This window comes from Pseudomonas brassicacearum (genome assembly GCF_000585995.1).
Classification (GTDB): Bacteria; Pseudomonadota; Gammaproteobacteria; order Pseudomonadales; family Pseudomonadaceae; genus Aquipseudomonas; species Aquipseudomonas brassicacearum_A.
In genome coordinates, this window is record NZ_CP007410.1 from 3,498,645 (window position 1) to 3,515,991 (window position 17,347).

Consider the following 17,347-nt stretch of genomic DNA (forward strand, 5'->3'; position numbering starts at 1 on the left):
CTGGGTCAGTTTCACCGCCATCGCGAGCAAGCTCGCTCCCACATTGGCTGCGGGCGTTCATGCGTTGTGTGTTCACCATCAATCCCTGTGGGAGCGAGCTTGCTCGCGATAGCGGCTTGAACGAAAAGGTGATGCCCAAAAAAATGCCCGGACTTCAAGGTCCGGGCATTTTTATTGGGCGGTGATCAGAACGTTACGCTGGCACTCAGGCGGGCGGTACGCGGCTCGCCGACGCTGACCTGCAACTGGCTGCCGGTGGACGATGGGTAGTACTGCTTGTCGAACAGGTTGTCTACGTTCAACTGAAGCGACGTTTTGTGCCCGAGCACTGGAGCATCCCAACGCAGGAAGGCGTCGGCGACGGTGTAGCTGCTGAGCCAGAAGTCGTTCGCGGCATTGGCGGCCCGCTCTCCGACGTAACGGGCACCCGCACCGGCATGCCAGGCCCCAAATTCGGCAGGCACGTTCAGATGGTGGGTTAGGTACAGACTTGCAGTATGTTTGGGGGCGTCGGGCAGGCGATGACCTTCGTTTTTCGGGTCATCCAATATCTCGGTGTGGGTGTAGGCGTAGGTGCCGATCAAGTCCCAACGCTCAGCCAGACGACCGGTGATATCGAGCTCCAAGCCTTGGGAGCCAACTTTGCCGGCGGCTTCGGAAACTTCATCGACGGTGGTCACTACGTTCTTTTTAACGATGTCGAACAAGGCGAGGTTGATGTTCAGACCTGGCAGAGGATCGTACTTGGCACCGACTTCATAGCTGCGTCCCTCCTCCGGTTTGAATGTACGACGATCCTTGTCGACCACGTCATTGGGCTTGAACGACCGACTGTAGTTACCGTAAAGCGACAGGGTGTCGGTGGCTTTGTAGACCAGCCCCAGGAACGGCACGAAGGCGTCGCCGTTGTCGTCGCGATTGACGCCGTAATCACTGCCTAAGCCTTGGTCGCTGTACTGGTCGTAATGTTGATAGCGTCCACCAAATACCAGAATCCAGCGATCATCCAGGTGCCAGTTATCTTTCAGGTACACGGAGCTAGAATTCAACTGGTTTCGCAGGTCACTGTTGGTAGAGCTGATCAGGCTTGGCTCTGGAAGGTTGCCGTAGACCGGCGACGTGATATCGAAGCCAGACTGAGCTTTACCACGGTATGTCTTACCCCGAAACTGATCGGACACCTGGTTATCAACACCGATCAACAGGTCATGACGCTGACCAAACAGTTCCTGCTTGCCCATGAAATCCCAACTGGCGTAACGAGTTTCGTCGTCGTAATGAGCGCCGTTGGCGGTACGCTGAAAAACACCGGTTTTTGACAGGCTCGGCTGCGCAATCGAAAGACTGTATCGGTCATTGTTCCACCCATAAGTCACCCGGGTTTTCCACGCCTCACTCAATTCATACTCAAACCGCGCCGTAGCCGTTTCGCGGATTCCCACACTCTTGGCCCACGGCTCATCGAGGCGCTTGTCGTAGTCGATGTCCGCAGGATGCCCGTTCTGGAACACCGTACCCCGATCAAACGGATTGGAATATTCGTTGTACTCATAGCTCAGGTTCAACGAAGCCCGCTCCCCCGTCCAAGCCAGGGACGGCGCCACCAACGTGCTCTCGTTGACGCCGTAGTTGCGCCAGTAATCTTCATGTCCACGCTCGGCAATCAGCCGATAGGCCAGGCCGGTATCACCCAGCGGCCCTGTGGTGTCCAGGCCCATGGTCCCGCCACCTTCGCTGTAGGCCGACCCGCTCAACGTGGTGCTTTGGGTGTACTCGGGTTTCTTGCTGATGACGTTGACCAGGCCGCCGGGCTCCAGCGCGCCGTACAGCATTGAGGCCGGCCCCTTGAGCACTTCGACCCGTTCGGTGGTGGCGCTGAAGTTGTGTCCCAGGTTCGAACGCACGCCATCGCGCAGGATCGAGCCGTCGTCGTTGGTGCCGAAACCGCGCTTGACCAGCGAGTCCCGCGAGCCACCCAGGGTATTGCCCTGGCTCACACCGCTGACGAACTTCATCGCATCGGCCAGCGAGCGCACCTGATAATCGTCCAGGGTCTGCTGGGTCACGACATTGATCGATTGCGCTTCTTCCTTGATCGGTACATCGCTTTTGCTCGCCGTGCTGGCTTGCGACGCCGTGTAGCCCTCGTCCTGAATGATGCGACTGCCCTGGATGTCCGTAGCCGGCAGTTCAAGCGTGTCCTGTGCCCATATGGGGCTTGCGATGAAGCAGCAGGACAATGTTGGCAACACACACTTGATGAAAACGTTGCGATTAGCGAGAGGGGTGGAACGATTCAAGACGCAGCACTCATAGGGAGGGGGATGTTAATGAGAGCTAATATACTTTGAGAATAATTCCCAGTAAATCTTTTGTATCAATTGATGATCACCCAAACCTTTGTGGGAGCGGGCTTGCTCGCGAAAGCGGTGTGTCAGTGATACTGGATTAACCTGACACTGAGCTTTCGCGAGCAAGCTCGCTCCCACAGGATCCCGGTACACCAAACCCAGCTAACATCACGTAAGTGATATCAAATCGCCCCAACTCGCTAAAGCTTTGGCGCCAGCGGTCGAATGTATTCCATTGAGTCAATTTTTTGCCCAGGAGCAGCGGCATGCAGACGTTAAAGGCCTTGTACGAGTCTATCGAAATGCAATTTTTCGATACGCTCACCAAAAAGCTGTCGAGCCTTTTCCTGTTGGTCGTGGTGAGCGGGCTGTTGTACTGGGTCGCCCTCAGTGCACGCGCCGACATTGTCTTGCAGTTGCGCAACGCACAACTGGATGCAGGCTTGCTGGGCCAGATCGAAGGCCGGCTCGACAGTCTCACCCACGCCCTGCTCTTCGGCACACTCCTGACGCTGGGCATGATCAGTTTCATGGTCTGGTATTTCCGCCACCTCATCGTGCGCCCCGTCACCGCCATGACCAAGGCCCTGGAAGAGATCGCCAACGGTGAAGGCGACTTGTCCAAAGACCTTCCCCTGGTGACCCACGACGAAATTCGCGTGCTGGCCGGTACCTGTAACCGGTTCCTGGCCAAACAGCGGGAGATCATCAGTAATGTCCAGGCGCTGACCGTGCACATCGCCGTGGAGTCGGCCCGCTCGCTGAAGAACATCAGCGATTCCAGCGACAGCGCCACCCACCAGGCGCGCTTCGCCAAGGAAGTGATGGACCAGAGCAACACCGCCGTAGGCCGCATCGAAGAAGTCTCGCGCCAGACCCAAGGCATTTCCAGCACCACCGCCCAGAACCTGAGCATGGCCCGCGACTCCTATGCCGAGCTGCTGGAAGTGACCGGTAACATCAGCGAAATCTCCAACAGTCTCAATGAATTCGCCACGCTCGTAGGGGCCTTGAACCAGCGTTCCTCCAGCATCAAGTCCATCGTCGGGTTGATCCAGCAGATCTCTGCCCAAACCAATCTGCTGGCACTCAATGCGGCCATCGAAGCCGCCCGGGCCGGCGAAAGCGGCCGGGGTTTCGCGGTGGTGGCCGATGAGGTGCGGACCCTGGCGCAGAACGTCAGCCGGGCCACCGATGACATTTCGCGCAACATCGACGCCATGCTGGAAGAAGTCGGTTCTACCCACGAACAGACCACCCAGATCAGCCATAGCGCCCGGGAAACCCAGAAAGTGGTGGAGCGCGCCTCCGGCCATTTTGAAAGCATGATCGGCGATTTCGAATCCACCAATGGCAAGCTGGCGGACATCGCCACGCATATCCAGCAGTTCGCCGACAGCAATACGGGCATCAACGAACGGGTCACCCAGATCCATGCCGACAGCCAGTTGATCGACCAGCGCATGCAGCATTCGGCGACGGCCACCCGGGACCTGTCCGGCGTTGCCGAAAAGGTCCAGGCACTGTTGGGACGGTTCGTACTCGGCCACGGCAAGCTGGATGCCGCCATCACCCGCGCCAGCCAGTGCCGCGACGTTCTCCAGGTACGCCTGGAGGCGCTGCAAAGGGAAGGCCTGAACCTGTTCGACCAGAGTTACCAATTGATCCCCGGTACCGATCCCAAGCAGTACATGACCAGCTACACCGAACGCTTTGCCCAGGCCTGCCAGGAAGAATGCGACAAGCTCACCCGCAGTACGCCGGGGGGCAAGGTTTCGTTCATTGTCGACAGCAAGGGCTATTGCCCGGTAAACAACAGTTGGGTCTCGAAACCACCCACCGGTGATCGAGCCGTCGACCTGCCGGTGTGCCGCAACAAACGCATCTTCGCCGACCCGATCGGCCTGCGCGCAGCCGGCAACGTCCAGCGCTTCCTGCTCCAGACCTACCTGCGCGACACCGGGGAGATCATGACCGAGATCGACGTACCGTTCTTCTTCGGCGGCCGCCATTGGGGCAACCTGCGGGTGGGGTTCGACGCGGCGGTGTTGTTGGCGGAGTGATGATCGAGCCTGTCTAAACGTTGTATGGCAATGTGTCTGCCACCGGCACACTTACACAAACTTGCACGTGGGGCTATTCCAGACACACCTCGCTTACACCCGCTTGAAAGACTCCTGTGTCCCCGGCCGGTATCGCGGCTGGGTTTCGACAGCCAAGGAGACTCATCATGCCTACCCTTCCCTCGAACGCCCTGAAAGCGCTGCCCCTCAATCTCGATCGTGCCGGAGCGTGGCTCGCGCCATTAGGCCTTCGGCTGTTCCTGGCCTGGGAGTTTTTTGAATCCGGCCTGGAAAAATGGCAGGGCGAAAACTGGTTCGCCGAGATCCAGTCCGCCTTCCCCTTTCCCTTCAACCACGTACCGGCCAACTGGAACTGGGAACTGTCGATGTGGGCCGAGCTGGTCTGCGCCATCGCCCTGCTGATCGGCCTGGGGACGCGCGTTTCGGCACTCGTGCTGATCGTCGTTACCCTGGTCGCCACCGCCGCCGTGCACTGGCCGGCGGATTGGTCAACCTTGAGCGAACTGGCCCAAGGCTATGCGATTACCAACAAGGGTCATGGCAACTTCAAGCTGCCGTTGATTTATCTGGTGGCGTTGATGCCGTTGCTGTTGCAGGGGCCGGGGAAGTTGAGTGTGGATGCATTATTTGCAAAACCAGGATCCTGCGTTACAAAAGCCTAGACCCATCGATGTGGGAGCTTGCTCCCACATCGGCTTGAAGTGACCTGCCCCCCGCGCGGCTCAACGTGTTCGCGAAAAATTCGAAACCTTGGGTCCCGTGCCGAGGTCCAGTCCTGTATGAGCCAAAGCGCTGCACGCCGCCCGACGGCGCTGCAGGCCATCTACATGAGGGACAGGCATGAGCATGACCGTCGGTGATTTTCTGGTTGAACGTCTTTACCAATGGGGGGTTCGCCGCATTTACGGCTATCCTGGCGATGGAATCAACGGCGTCTTTGGCGCCTTGAACCGCGCCGATGGGAAAATCCGCTTCATCCAGGCGCGTCATGAAGAGATGGCTGCATTCATGGCCTGCGCCCATGCCAAGTTCACCGGTGAGCTGGGCGTATGCATCGCCACCTCAGGGCCGGGGGCCTCGCACCTGATCACCGGTCTCTACGACGCCCGGATGGACCACATGCCCGTGCTCGCCATCAGCGGCCAACAGGCCCGCACCGCCCTGGGCGGACACTACCAACAGGAACTCGACTTGGTCAGCCTGTTCAAGGACGTCGCCGGGGCATTCGTCCAACAAGCCAGTGCGCCCTCCCAGGTGCGCCATCTGCTCGACCGCGCCGTACGTACAGCCGTGGGTGAACGGCGGGTCACGGCGTTGATCCTGCCCAATGACCTGCAGGAAATGGAATACACCGAACCACCGCACAAGCATGGAACGGTTCACTCCGGCGTAGGCTATCGCAAACCCAAAATCGTGCCCTATGAAGAGGACCTGCGCAAAGCCGCCGACATCCTGAACGCCGGCAAGAAAGTAGCCATCCTGGTCGGCGCCGGCGCTTTGCAGGCGACAGACGAAGTGATTGCCCTTGCCGAGAAACTCGGTGCGGGCGTGGCCAAGGCCTTGCTCGGCAAGGCTGTCGTACCAGATGACTTGCCCTGGGTGACCGGCTCCATCGGCCTGCTGGGCACCGAGCCCAGCGACAATCTGATGGCCGGTTGCGACACGTTGCTGATGATCGGCTCCGGCTTCCCCTATGCCGAGTTCCTGCCGCCCGAAGGCCAGGCTCGGGGTGTGCAGATCGATATCCAACCGGACATGCTCAGCCTGCGTTACCCGATGGAGGTCAATCTGCAGGGCGACAGCGTCGATACTCTACGAGCGTTATTGCCCCTGATCGAGGAAAAGACCGATCGCGCCTGGCGCAAGAAAATCGAGCACTGGCGGGCAGACTGGGACAAGACCCTGGAAAAGCGCGCCTTGATGTCAGCCAAGCCGATCAACCCGCAGCGGGTGACGTTCGAGCTGTCGCCGCGATTGCCGGACCGCGCCATCATCACCTGCGATTCCGGCTCATGTGCCAATTGGTACGCCCGGGACATCAAGATCCGAAGCGGCATGATGTGTTCGCTGTCCGGCGGCCTGGCATCAATGGGGGCCGCCGTGCCCTACGCCATCGCCGCGAAGTTCTGCCATCCAGAGCGGCCAGTGATCGCCCTGGTCGGTGATGGCGCCATGCAGATGAACAACATGGCCGAACTGATTACCGTGGCCAAGTATTGGCAAACCTGGGCCAACGGAACCTGGATCTGTGCGGTGTTCAATAATCAGGACCTGAACCAGGTGACCTGGGAACAGCGGGTGATGGAAGGCGATCCGAAATTCGAGGCCTCCCAGAACATCCCGGACGTGCCTTACCACCGGTTCGCCGAATCCATTGGCTTGAAGGGCATCCTGGTGGAACATGAAGACAACGTGGCGGCTGCCTGGGAAGAAGCGCTCGCGGCAGACCGCCCGGTGCTGATCGAATTCCGGACCGATCCAGACGTGCCCCCGCTGCCGCCGCACATCAAACTGGAACAGGCGAAAAAATTTGCCTCGACCTTGCTCCAGGGCGATCCGAACCAGCGCGGCATTGTGGTGGAGACGGCGAAGCAGGTCTTGGGGGCCCTGCTACCGGGGCATCGCAAAGACAAAGAGTGACACCGAGGCGTAGTGCCAGAGGTGAAGCTATTTTGCGCTCACCGGTTTGCGAACCTGAAGCAAGCCAAGCAAACCTCTACGGGTGGCTCGGTTGACGGCACTCACCAGTGCCTTCAAGGAGGCCAACAGGATGCTGTGATCGCGCGCGGCGCCAAAAATGAACTGGTTGTCCAAGCGGATCTCGACATAGGCAATCGCTTCGGATCGGGCGCCGTCGCGGGTCGCATGCTCGTGGTAATCGGCAATGTCCAGGCTGATGCCACAGGCAGCCAGCGCATCGACCATCGCCGCTAACGGGCCATTACCCTCGCCGGCCATGCGCACCGGGCCCAGCGGCCCTTCCAGGAGCGCATCGAGGTAGGTGGTCTCGCCCTCGCTGACCACTTGAGGCTTGCCCAACCGGTAAGGCGTGCCCTCGGTGAGGTACTGCTCGGTGAAGCACTCCAGGATCATCTCGCTGGTAATCTCCCGGCCCGACTCGTCAGCCACCTGCTGGACCACGCCGCTGAACTCCATTTGCAGGCGCCGTGGCAGGACAATGCCGTATTGCTCCAGCAGATAGGCCACGCCGCCCTTGCCGGACTGGCTGTTGACGCGGATGACCGCCTCATAGCTGCGCCCCATGTCCGCCGGGTCAATGGGCAAGTAAGGGACTTCCCAGAATCCGCCTGGTTTGGCATTTCGGGCAGCCAAGCCTTTCTTGATTGCATCCTGATGCGAACCGGAGAACGCCGTGAACACCAGCTCGCCGGCATAGGGATGACGCGGATGGGTCGGCAATTGGTTGCAGTACTCGACCTCACGCTGCACATGGACGATGTCCGAAAAGTCCAACCGTGGGGAAACCCCGCTGGTGTAGAGGTTCATCGCCAACGTGAGGATATCGACGTTGCCGGTGCGCTCACCGTTGCCAAACAGCGTCCCCTCCACCCGTTGGGCGCCCGCCAGGCAAGCCTGCTCGGCCGTGGCAACGCCGGTGCCGCGATCGTTGTGTGGGTGGACGCTGATGATCACACTGTCCATGCGACTGAAATGACGGCAGAACCATTCGATCTGATCGGCAAACACATTGGCGGTGGACACCTCCACCGTCGTCGGCAAATTGAGGATCATTTTATTCTGCGGGGTCGGTTCGAATTGTGCGGCGACGGCCTCACAAATCTCCAGGCCAAAATCCGGTTCGGTAAAGCAGAAGGTTTCCGGGGAATACTGGAACGTCCATTCGGTCTGCGGATACCGCTGCATCAACGCCTTGATTTCCCGCGTTGCATCGGTGGCAATCTTGATGCAACCGGCTTTATCGACCCCGAACACCACTTCGCGAAACACCGGCGCAGTGGCGTTGTAGACATGAACGATGGCACGCGGAACGCCCTTCAACGCTTCAAAGGTCCGCTCGATCAAATGCGTACGCGCCTGGGTCATGACCTGGATGGTCACATCCGGAGGGATCCCGTTGCTTTCGATCAGTTCACGAACGTAGTCGAAATCGGTCTGCGACGCTGCGGGAAATCCCACCTCGATCTCCTTGAAACCGGTCTTGACCAGCAGCTCGAAGAACCGGCGCTTGCGCTCGGCGTTCATGGGCTCGATCAGCGCCTGGTTGCCGTCGCGCATGTCGACGCTGCACCAGGTGGGCGCCTGGCGCTGAACCATGGACGGCCATTGCCGATCAGGCAACTCTACCGTCGTGAAAGAACGGTATTTGACAGAGGGGTCGCTGAGCATCATGCATTCGTCTCCTGGAAAAGTTCGTTGGGCATTGGACCGCCTCGCAGGTTGCGAATAAACATTGGATCCAATGACTGAATTCTAGAGGGAGACGCATGCTTAAGGATTGCCAATAATGTCTAAAAAAAGGCGTCAATAGCCTGCTACAAGTCGATTTTCTTAATTTTTAGCAATATTCAATCAATAATCCAATTTCATCAGCAACGGAAAAAGAAAACCCCTGCCCTGCGCACCATTATCGATCACGACTAAGTTAATCAGCCTCCCAGCCGATACAGAACATGTGCGGGTGATATCGCTTTTTAGCTGACGACTTATTTATGACTGAAGATGCTGGCCACAACTCCTCCGTTTTCCCTCCGGGTTCGCCTACCCGAAGTTTCACCCGTCGCACGTTCCCGGCCATCATGTTCCTGCTGTTTGTCATGTCCGCCCTGGCTATCGCGGTGTTGCTCAACATTACCGGGGCCCAGGACCAGCGCGCCCGTGAACAGAGCCTGTTTTTTGCCCAGCGGGCCATTGACGGTATCCGCACCGGTATCGCGCGGGACCTGAGCGATTATTCCAAGTGGAGCGACGCCTACCGGCACCTTCATGTGGTGGTCGATAAAGACTGGGCCTACGAGCAGGAAAATGTCGGCAGTAGCGTTTTCAGCCTTTACGGCTACCAGGCCGTCTTTGTCATATCCCCGACAGGTAAAACCGTCTATTCGGTGATCGATGGCCAGATGAGCGAGGTCGATGCCGACACCTGGCTGGCTGGTAACCTGCGCGCGTTGGGAAAGCAAGCCAGCACGCCAGAGAAGCGTGATGAAGTCGTCGTAGAGCTGCTGCACCACGAGGGCATGCCGGCGTTCGTCGCCGCTTCCGCGATCACTACCGGCACCGACACCAGCGTGCCTGAGATTCCGGGTCCACCCAGTCTGCTGTTGTTCGTGAAAGTGCTCGATAGCACCGCCCTGCAAAACCTGGCGCGGGACTTCGCCCTGCCGGATGCCCATGTTTCCAGCACAACGGGCCAGGCCGGGATGGCCCAACTGGCGCTTGACGATCAGGCCCAGGAAGCGCTGGCCTGGAAGCCGCCAACCCCCGGCCAGGACCTGCGCAAGATATTGCTGCCCTTGTTGGCCCTGGCGCTGCTCTTTCTCGGGATCCTGGCACTGGCGGTGTTGCGCCATGCGCTGGCGATGCTCCGAGCCCAGGAAGGCCAATACACCAGCCTTCTGGCTCACCGCAGGGCGTTGGAGCGCAGTGAAGAGCGTTTCCGAGACATTGCCGAAGTGTCGTCCGACTGGCTGTGGGAGATCGATTCCACCGGAACGCTGACCTACCTGTCCGATCGTTTTGAACAAGTGACCGGGTTCAGTCCCACGGAGTGGCTGGGCAAACCCCTTCACCGGCTGCTGCACCCCCACGGCGGGTCGATTTCGATTGCCCAATGGTTGCTTGGCGGCGCCAACAGTGCCTCTTCCGCTCCGCTGCTATGCGAATACACCGCACGTAACCAACGCATACGCACCTGCAAGTTGTCGGTACGGGCCATCGAGGCCGGCACCTTGGGGTTTCGCGGCACCGCTACCGATATCACCGACGAGCTGCGGGCGTTGGCCCAGATCAAACATCTTTCCCTGCACGATCCGCTGACCGGGTTGGCCAACCGAAACCGCTTGTTCGATTGCTTGCGCGAGCATCTGGATCGATCTGGCGGCACATCGCTAGCGGTATTGAACCTGGACATGGATCGCTTCAAGCCGGTCAACGACTCCCTGGGCCATGCCGTGGGGGACAAAGTGCTCAGGGAAGTGGCGCATATCCTCCAGCAAAACGTGCGCGGAACCGACCTGGTGGCCCGTCTGGGCGGCGACGAGTTTGTCATCGTCATGCCCGACCCTGGCGATGCGCACGACCTCGATCAACTCTGTGAGCGCTTGATCGATTGCATGCAACGCCCCATGCACCTGGACGGCAATACGCTGTACCTGGGCGTCAGCATCGGCGTTGCCTGGGCGCAGCCCGGGGTCGAACACGCCGATGAACTGTTGCGCCACGCCGACATCGCCTTGTATGCGGCCAAGGCCGGGGGCCGCAACACCTGGCGCGTGTATGTGGAGGCCATGGGCAATGTGGCCCGCGACCGTCGACGATACGAGCAGCAATTGCGCCAGGCGATGCACGAGGATCAATTGGAATTGCGTTACTTGCCGCGCTTCAACGTCAGCGCCGAGCAACTGCATGGTTTTGAAGCCCAGACCTTTTGGCACCATCCCGAGAAAGGCGAACTGGGTGGGTCCGACTTCATCCCGGTCGCCGAAGCGTCGGGCCAGTTGGAAGAACTGGGGGACTGGATGTTGATCAACGTCTGTGAAGAAGCGGCGACCTGGCCGACTGCCGTCAGCGTGTCCATCGCGGTTTCGCCCAAGTGGTTCAACAGTAGCTTTCTGTTCAACCAGGTGCAAACGGCCCTTGAGGCGAGCGGTTTGGAGCCTCATCGGCTGACCCTGGAAGTGGCCGAAGGGGTTCTGTTGGCCGACCATAAGAGCGTTGCCAGTACCCTTCATGCCCTGAAAGGTCTCGGCGTGCGGATCAACATCGACAAGTTCGGCACCAGCATTGCCTCCCTTCGCGAGGTATTGAACCAGCCGTTCGATGGGATCCGTTTCGATCGCAATATCTTGGCCCAACTGGGCTTGGAGCATGACCAGGAAGGCGTCCTGGCGATGATCCGGCTGAGCCGCAGCGTTGGGCTCATGGTCACCGCCGAAGGCATCGAGAACGCCCGGCAATTCAGCCAACTGCGCAGCGTGGCCTGCGACCATGTGCAAGGCCCCTACTTCGGCTCTGCATTGGCTCGTTCGGAAATGGCTTCGTTCTTTACGACTCCGCGGTGGCTGTAGCGCAAGCTGCGCAATGTGGGAGCGAGCTTGCTCGCGATAGCGGTGGTTCAGCTACACAGATACTGGACATGCCCCCAACGCTTCAATGACTCATCGGCGACATCGCCGTCGCCTGCCCCAGCACCTTCTGATCGATCTCTTCCAGACGCAGCACCCGCCCCCCAGTGTCCCTGGCAAGTTTTTCCGCCGCCTGGGGATCGGAAAACGAGGCCAATACAACGCCCATGGCACCCTTGAGCCCGGAGCCGATCACAAAATAGGCGGTCCTGGCATCGATCAGGTGAGCATCATCGGGCGTATTCCACTGACTGCGCCCCATGTCATGGACGTACAGCTTCACCTCAGCCCGTTGGTTTTCCGGCTGCAACCACCAGCCCAGCATTTCCGCCGGCGAACAGAACTTCTTGACGTCACCGGCCCCCACCGCAGCGCCCTTGGGCCCGGGAAAGTCGTTGATGACCATGCCGCATACGTGGCACTCATCACTGGGGTGAAACGCCAGCGACGCTTCAACGGCCGGTGGCGAGGAGGCCTTGTCACACGCCACCAGCGCCAGGCACACCAACATCCCGGCCAAGAGGCGGCTCGCCTTGAAGTACAGCCTGTTCATCGTTACATGCTCCTTTATCAAGATCAGAAATCACGGGCAACGGCGATTAAACAACTGATAAGCCAGCCACAACGGCAATGCCACCCATAGCCCCAGGCACAACCACAGCCAAGGCCCCGACACCGGTAGGTCGCTGCCCAGCGTCAGCACTGCGGCACCGTTGGATGCGGAGTCGAACCCCGACAAATTGATCAGCCGATACACATCCGTCGGGTTGAACAGCAGCAGCCACGGCAACAGGTCCGGGCTGAACCGGCCCTCGCTGAGCACCAGCAGCGCCAGCAACACCAGGTCGAACACCAGCACGAAGAAAAACCACACCCCCAGCGCCAGCCCGGCAGCGGTGGATTTTTCCGCCGAAAGAGCACTCAGCACATAGGCCAGCCCGAGAAAGCCCCAGCCGAGCAAGGTGGTCGACAACATGAAGCGACCGAAGGCCCAGAGCAGCAGGCTCAGTTCGATGTCGTCCACCAGCAGGCCGATGGCAAGCATCGCGCAACCAAAACCAATCACCGTCGCCAACGTCAGGATCAAGCCGTGGCCGACGAACTTGCCCAGCAGCAACTGGCCGCGTCCCAACGGATAAGTCAGCAACAACAGCAAGGTGCCGCTCTCGTCTTCGCCGACAATCGCGTCGTAGGCCAGCAGCAAGGCGATCAAGGGCATCAGGAACGTCGCCAGGCTGGCCAGGCTCGCCACCGTCGCCGGCACCGAGGTGAAACCCAGTTGGCCGGAGGCCGCCGCGCCAAGCCAGGCGATGCCGATGGCCAGCACCGCGAACAGCAGACTGATCGCCAACAGCCAACGGTTGCGCAGGCCATCGCTGAATTCTTTGCGGGCCATGTTCCAGACCGGGTTCATTGCCTGGCCTCCTCGGCCGCCGCGCGGACCATGTAATGCCGGTACAGATCCTCCAGGGACGGCGGCTTGATCTCCACGTCCGTGGGGTTGTCTTGCGCCAGCAACTGGCGCAACAAAACGAGCTTGCTGCCGTCCGGTGCTGACACCTGCAAACCTTCGGCGCCCCAGCCCTGGGTGACATGCCCTTCGCTGCGCCAGCGTTGCAGCAGCTGCGCAGAGCGGGTCAGCCCCGAGGCGCGGATCAGGGTCGGCAACCCCGCGTCCTCGCGCAACCGAGCCAGGCTGCCCAAGGCCAATAGGCGGCCCTGGGTCAGGATCGCGGCGCGGTTGATGTGCGCCTCGACGCCTGGCAGGACGTGGGAGCAGAGAATGATGCTGGTGCCCTGCCAGCGCAGACGGTCGAGCAGTTGATAGAGGTCTTGGGTGGCAATGGGGTCCAGGCCAACGGTCGGTTCATCCAGCAGCAACAAACGCGGCCGGCCCAGCAAGGCCTGGGCCAGGCCGAGGCGTTGGCGCATGCCCTTGGAGTAGGTGCGTACCCGGCGCCGGGCGGCGTCCGTCAGCCCCACTTCCTCCAGCAAACGCTCAACCTGTTCCGGCGCCGCGCCTTTGAGCCGGGCGAAATGGCGCAAGGTTTCCAGCCCGCTCAATTGCGGGTAGAACATGACGTTCTCCGGCAGATAACCGAGCAATTGCCGCACGTCCGGGTCGCTGGGCTCGCGACCGAAGACCCGCACCTGCCCTTCGCTGGCCCGCAGTAAACCGAGGATCAACTTCATAGTGGTGGTCTTGCCCGCACCGTTGTGCCCGAACAGGCCGAGCACTTCGCCCTGGGCCAGATTCAGGTTCAGTCCGCGCAGCACGGCAACATCGCCATAGTGTTGGCTGACGCCTTCGATCTCGACGACGTTCAAGACGCGTCCTCCTGAGCACTGTTGCGTGATGGAGGATGGACCGGTGTTTCCATCAACGGATGGCTGTCCATCACCCCAGGGGATTTCATCACCGGGAACGCCCGCTGCACCCAACGCAGCAGCTCGATACCCGGACTGTTCATCAGCAGCCGTACCTGCGGGTACAGCCATAGCAGGCGATCGACGTTGTCATTGGGCTCATAGGCCACATCCCCCGCCCCGTCGCCGTTGCGATCCCAGCCCAGGTAATCACTCCAGTAATTGCCGCGCCCGTCCGCCGACCACTCCTGCAACCGCGTGGCCACGTATTTGACCTGGCGCTGGTTATGGACGAAGGCGTTGCCGGCGATGCGGTTGTCCTCCGAGCCAGCCGTAAGGTGGATGCCCACGGCGCTGCGCTCGAAATGATTGCCTTCGATGCGGTTGAACAACGAGTTGTAAATGAACAGGGCCTTGCCCTCGGCGCCGGTGATCATGGTGTCGCCGGTCGACCCGTCGCGTACGTCAGTGACGAAGTTGTCGCGCAGGGTGGAATAGGTGATGTAGTTCATCAGGATCCCGTAGTTCTGATCCTGTTCGGAGCGGTTGCCGATCACCGTCAGCTGGCGACTTTGCATCAAGGCATAGCCGGTGCGGGTACGCCGGGTGACGTTGTCCAGCAGGCGGTTATCATTGGCGAACATGTAATGCACGCCGTAGCGCAAGTCCTCCAGGACATTGCCCTGGAGCAGGTTGCCGCTGGAGGTGTCGATGTAAATGCCATCGCGGGTTTCGCGCACCTGATTGCCGATGACCCGGGCACCGTGCACTGCATAGAGATGGATGCCGTTGCCACGGTCCTGGGAGCGCAGGCTGGGGTCGCCCTGGATGCGATTGTCGATCAGGCTGACGTCGCGGGTGCCATCGACCCAGATGCCGAAGCCCTGGCCCTGCATCCGGTTGGCGCGAACCACCGCTCCCTGGGCGGCGGGCTGAATGAATACGGCCGCATTCATGGCCGTCAGGTCATGCCCCCAGTCCAGGAACGTGCAACCCTGGACCTGGACATTCGGGGCGCGGATGATCAACCCATTGCCCTCGCCCTGCCCCTGGAATACCGCATCCGGCGCACAGGTGAGGGTCATCGGCTGATCAATGCTGAACGAGCCCGGGTATTGCCCCGCAGGTAGGCGCCATTGCTGTTCGCCCTCGGCCTGCAAAGGCAGATTCGTGATCGGCTGCGGCGCGCCGAACGCGCCGCCCGACAGTAGACAAAGCACCAGCGCAATGACCGGTCGACGAGCGTGGCCCGCGGGTTGCTGCGTATTCCCGGTCATTGAACCAACCTCCTTGATGAGCGGACTCAGGCCCTTTCAACCAACATGCGACCGACCATTTCCATGTGCAGCGCATGGCAGAACCAGCTGCAGTAGTACCAATGCAAGCCAGCCTTGTCGGCGGTGAAGGTGATGGATGAGGTCTGTTGCGGGCTGATCTCCATGCTCGCGCCGTGATTGGTCATGACAAAACCATGGGTGACGTCCTCGATCTGGTCGATGTTGGTGATCGTCACCGTGACCTCGTTGCCTTGCTTGACGGTGAACTCCGTCAGGCCATAGGCCGGCGCCATCGACGTCATGTACACCCGGACCTTGTTGCCGTCGCGAATGACCTTGTTGTCGGTTTCCAGGTTGATGCCGTCTTTCTTGGCCAACGCCACGGTGCCGGCGAAGAACGGATCGTTGCGGCTCCAGATTTTCTGGGTCTTGATCTGATCGCGCCGGGCGAGGATGCAGTCGTGGGGTTCGGCGAATGCCGGGCCGTCGTGTACCAGCTTCATTTCTTCGCCGGAAATGTCGATCAGTTGATCGTTCTCCGGGTGCAGCGGCCCCGTGGGCAGGAAGCGGTCCTTGGAGAACTTGCACAGCACCACCAGCCATTTGCCGTCGGCCTCGCTGGTCTCGGTCAGGGACGCGTGGTTGTGGCCAGGTTGATACTGCACATCGAGTTTCTGCTTGATGTAGTTGACCTTCTCACCCTTGTAGGCGCGGATGGCCTCTTCCATGTTCCACTTCACCACCTGGCTGTCGATGAACAAGGTGGTGTAGGCGTTGCCGCGCCCGTCGAAGGTGGTGTGCAGCGGCCCCAGACCCAGTTCCGGCTCGGCGACGATCACTTCGCGCGGGTCTTTGAAGCGATCGGCGAACAGGTCATCCAGGCGGTCGATGGCGATCATCGAGACGGTCGGCGACAGCTTGCCGTTGGCGATGAAATATTTGCCGTCGGACGAGGTATTGAGCCCATGGGGATTCTTCGGCACAGGGATGTAGCGGGTAAATTCGGAATCCTTGCCATCGGTTTTGCGACCATCGACCACCGGCACCTTGGAGCCGTCCAGGGTGATGAATTTACCGGCCTTGATCGCCGCTTCGATGCGCGGGATGTTGTACACCACTACCCAGTCGCGCTCGTTGCGCATCATGCCGCCGAGGTCGTAGGCCTTCTCGGAGTTGTAGCAGGTGCTCGCGGCATACTTGCCGGTGTAGTCGGCGTCGGTGTTGTCCAGGTTGCCGTCGACGATCACCTGGAAGGCCATCTCCATTTTCTCGGCATCGATGGCGTTGAACATGGTGAAGCTGTTCTTGTCTTGCAGGTCGAAGGTATGGCCGTCGTTAGGGTGCGGGATCACGAACTCGCCGTTGGCGAACACGTACTTGGTGTATGGCACCTTTTGCAGGCGCAGGCCATGGATGGCTTGCACGTTGGGCACCGTGAGGATCTTGTCGCATTTCATGATGTCCAGGCGAATGCGCGCGACCCGGGAATTGGCCTTGTCGTTGATGAACAGGTATTTGCCGTCGTACTTACCATCGGTCATGGAGATGTGTGGGTGGTGGCAGTCGCCGTTCTGGTATTTGGCGCTGTCACCCAGGATGCGCTTGCTTTCGTTGGTCAGGCCCCAACCGGTGGCCGAATCGACGTTGAACACCGGGATGCGCATCAGCTCACGCATCGACGGCACGCCCAGCACCCGCACCTCGCCCTGATGGCCACCGCTCCAGAAACCATAGTATTCGTCCAGCTCACCGGGGCCGACATGGACCTTGGACTTGGCCTCCTTGGCCGCTGCCGCCCAGGACTCACGGGTGAACGTCCCGGCGCCCAGCGCCGTGGCACCGGCCAATACCGCGCCAGTAACGGCACCGGTGCCCAGGAAACTGCGCCGGCTGACGCCCCGGGGTTCTTCCACCGCGCCAGGGGTTGGGGTTTTCTTGTCGCTCAT

General features: G+C 60.3%; 11 protein-coding genes. 4 read left to right on the top strand and 7 right to left on the bottom strand.

Translation table 11 applies throughout. From position 1 onward, the window contains the following. Positions 1-185: 185 nt before the first annotated feature. Entirely contained in the window at positions 186-2,300 is a 2,115-nt protein-coding gene (locus CD58_RS15145) for a TonB-dependent siderophore receptor (protein WP_025213842.1), read from the bottom strand. 317 nt (positions 2,301-2,617) lie between these two features. Between CD58_RS15145 and CD58_RS15150 the strand changes: the two genes are divergently transcribed. The 3 genes from CD58_RS15150 (at position 2,618) to CD58_RS15160 (ending at position 7,075) form a co-directional block, all read left to right on the top strand. Continuing rightward, complete coding sequence (locus CD58_RS15150; protein ID WP_025213843.1) at positions 2,618-4,414, top strand: methyl-accepting chemotaxis protein; 1,797 nt, start codon at positions 2,618-2,620, stop codon at positions 4,412-4,414. Between the two features lie 167 nt (positions 4,415-4,581). Further along, entirely contained in the window at positions 4,582-5,097 is a 516-nt protein-coding gene (locus CD58_RS15155) for a DoxX family protein (protein ID WP_025213844.1), read from the top strand. 178 nt (positions 5,098-5,275) lie between these two features. After that, complete coding sequence (locus CD58_RS15160) at positions 5,276-7,075, top strand: thiamine pyrophosphate-requiring protein (protein WP_025213845.1); 1,800 nt, start codon at positions 5,276-5,278, stop codon at positions 7,073-7,075. 27 nt (positions 7,076-7,102) lie between these two features. Here the strand turns inward: CD58_RS15160 and leuA are convergent, their stop codons facing one another. Continuing rightward, complete coding sequence (gene leuA, locus CD58_RS15165; RefSeq protein ID WP_025213846.1) at positions 7,103-8,806, bottom strand: 2-isopropylmalate synthase; 1,704 nt, start codon at positions 8,804-8,806, stop codon at positions 7,103-7,105. A gap of 320 nt (positions 8,807-9,126) precedes the next feature. Here leuA and CD58_RS15170 point away from each other — a divergent pair, with 320 nt between their 5' ends. Next, complete coding sequence (locus CD58_RS15170; RefSeq protein ID WP_025213847.1) at positions 9,127-11,700, top strand: EAL domain-containing protein; 2,574 nt, start codon at positions 9,127-9,129, stop codon at positions 11,698-11,700. Positions 11,701-11,782: 82 nt separating this feature from the next. On the opposite strand, the gene CD58_RS15175 is transcribed toward CD58_RS15170, so the two are convergent. From CD58_RS15175 to nosZ, 5 genes are read right to left on the bottom strand one after another with little or no spacing between them, the layout of a single operon-like run. After that, the gene (locus tag CD58_RS15175; RefSeq protein ID WP_025213848.1) at positions 11,783-12,310 is read right to left on the bottom strand and encodes a nitrous oxide reductase accessory protein NosL; all 528 of its coding nucleotides are present in this window, start codon (positions 12,308-12,310) and stop codon (positions 11,783-11,785) included. Positions 12,311-12,340: 30 nt separating this feature from the next. After that, the gene (locus CD58_RS15180; RefSeq protein WP_025213849.1) at positions 12,341-13,171 is read right to left on the bottom strand and encodes an ABC transporter permease; all 831 of its coding nucleotides are present in this window, start codon (positions 13,169-13,171) and stop codon (positions 12,341-12,343) included. Next, positions 13,168-14,085: an ABC transporter ATP-binding protein gene (locus tag CD58_RS15185; protein WP_025213850.1), complete on the bottom strand. Its 918-nt coding sequence runs from the start codon at positions 14,083-14,085 to the stop codon at positions 13,168-13,170. Before CD58_RS15185 ends, CD58_RS15180 begins: the two co-directional genes overlap by 4 nt. Next, positions 14,082-15,401 carry a nitrous oxide reductase family maturation protein NosD gene (locus tag CD58_RS15190; protein WP_025213851.1) on the bottom strand — a complete coding sequence of 440 codons (1,320 nt, stop codon included), beginning with the start codon at positions 15,399-15,401 and terminating at the stop codon, positions 14,082-14,084. The genes CD58_RS15185 and CD58_RS15190 overlap by 4 nt, the downstream gene beginning before the upstream one ends. 26 nt (positions 15,402-15,427) lie before the next feature. Further along, on the bottom strand, positions 15,428-17,347 hold the full coding sequence (gene nosZ / locus CD58_RS15195) for a TAT-dependent nitrous-oxide reductase (RefSeq protein WP_025213852.1): 1,920 nt from the start codon (positions 17,345-17,347) through the stop codon (positions 15,428-15,430).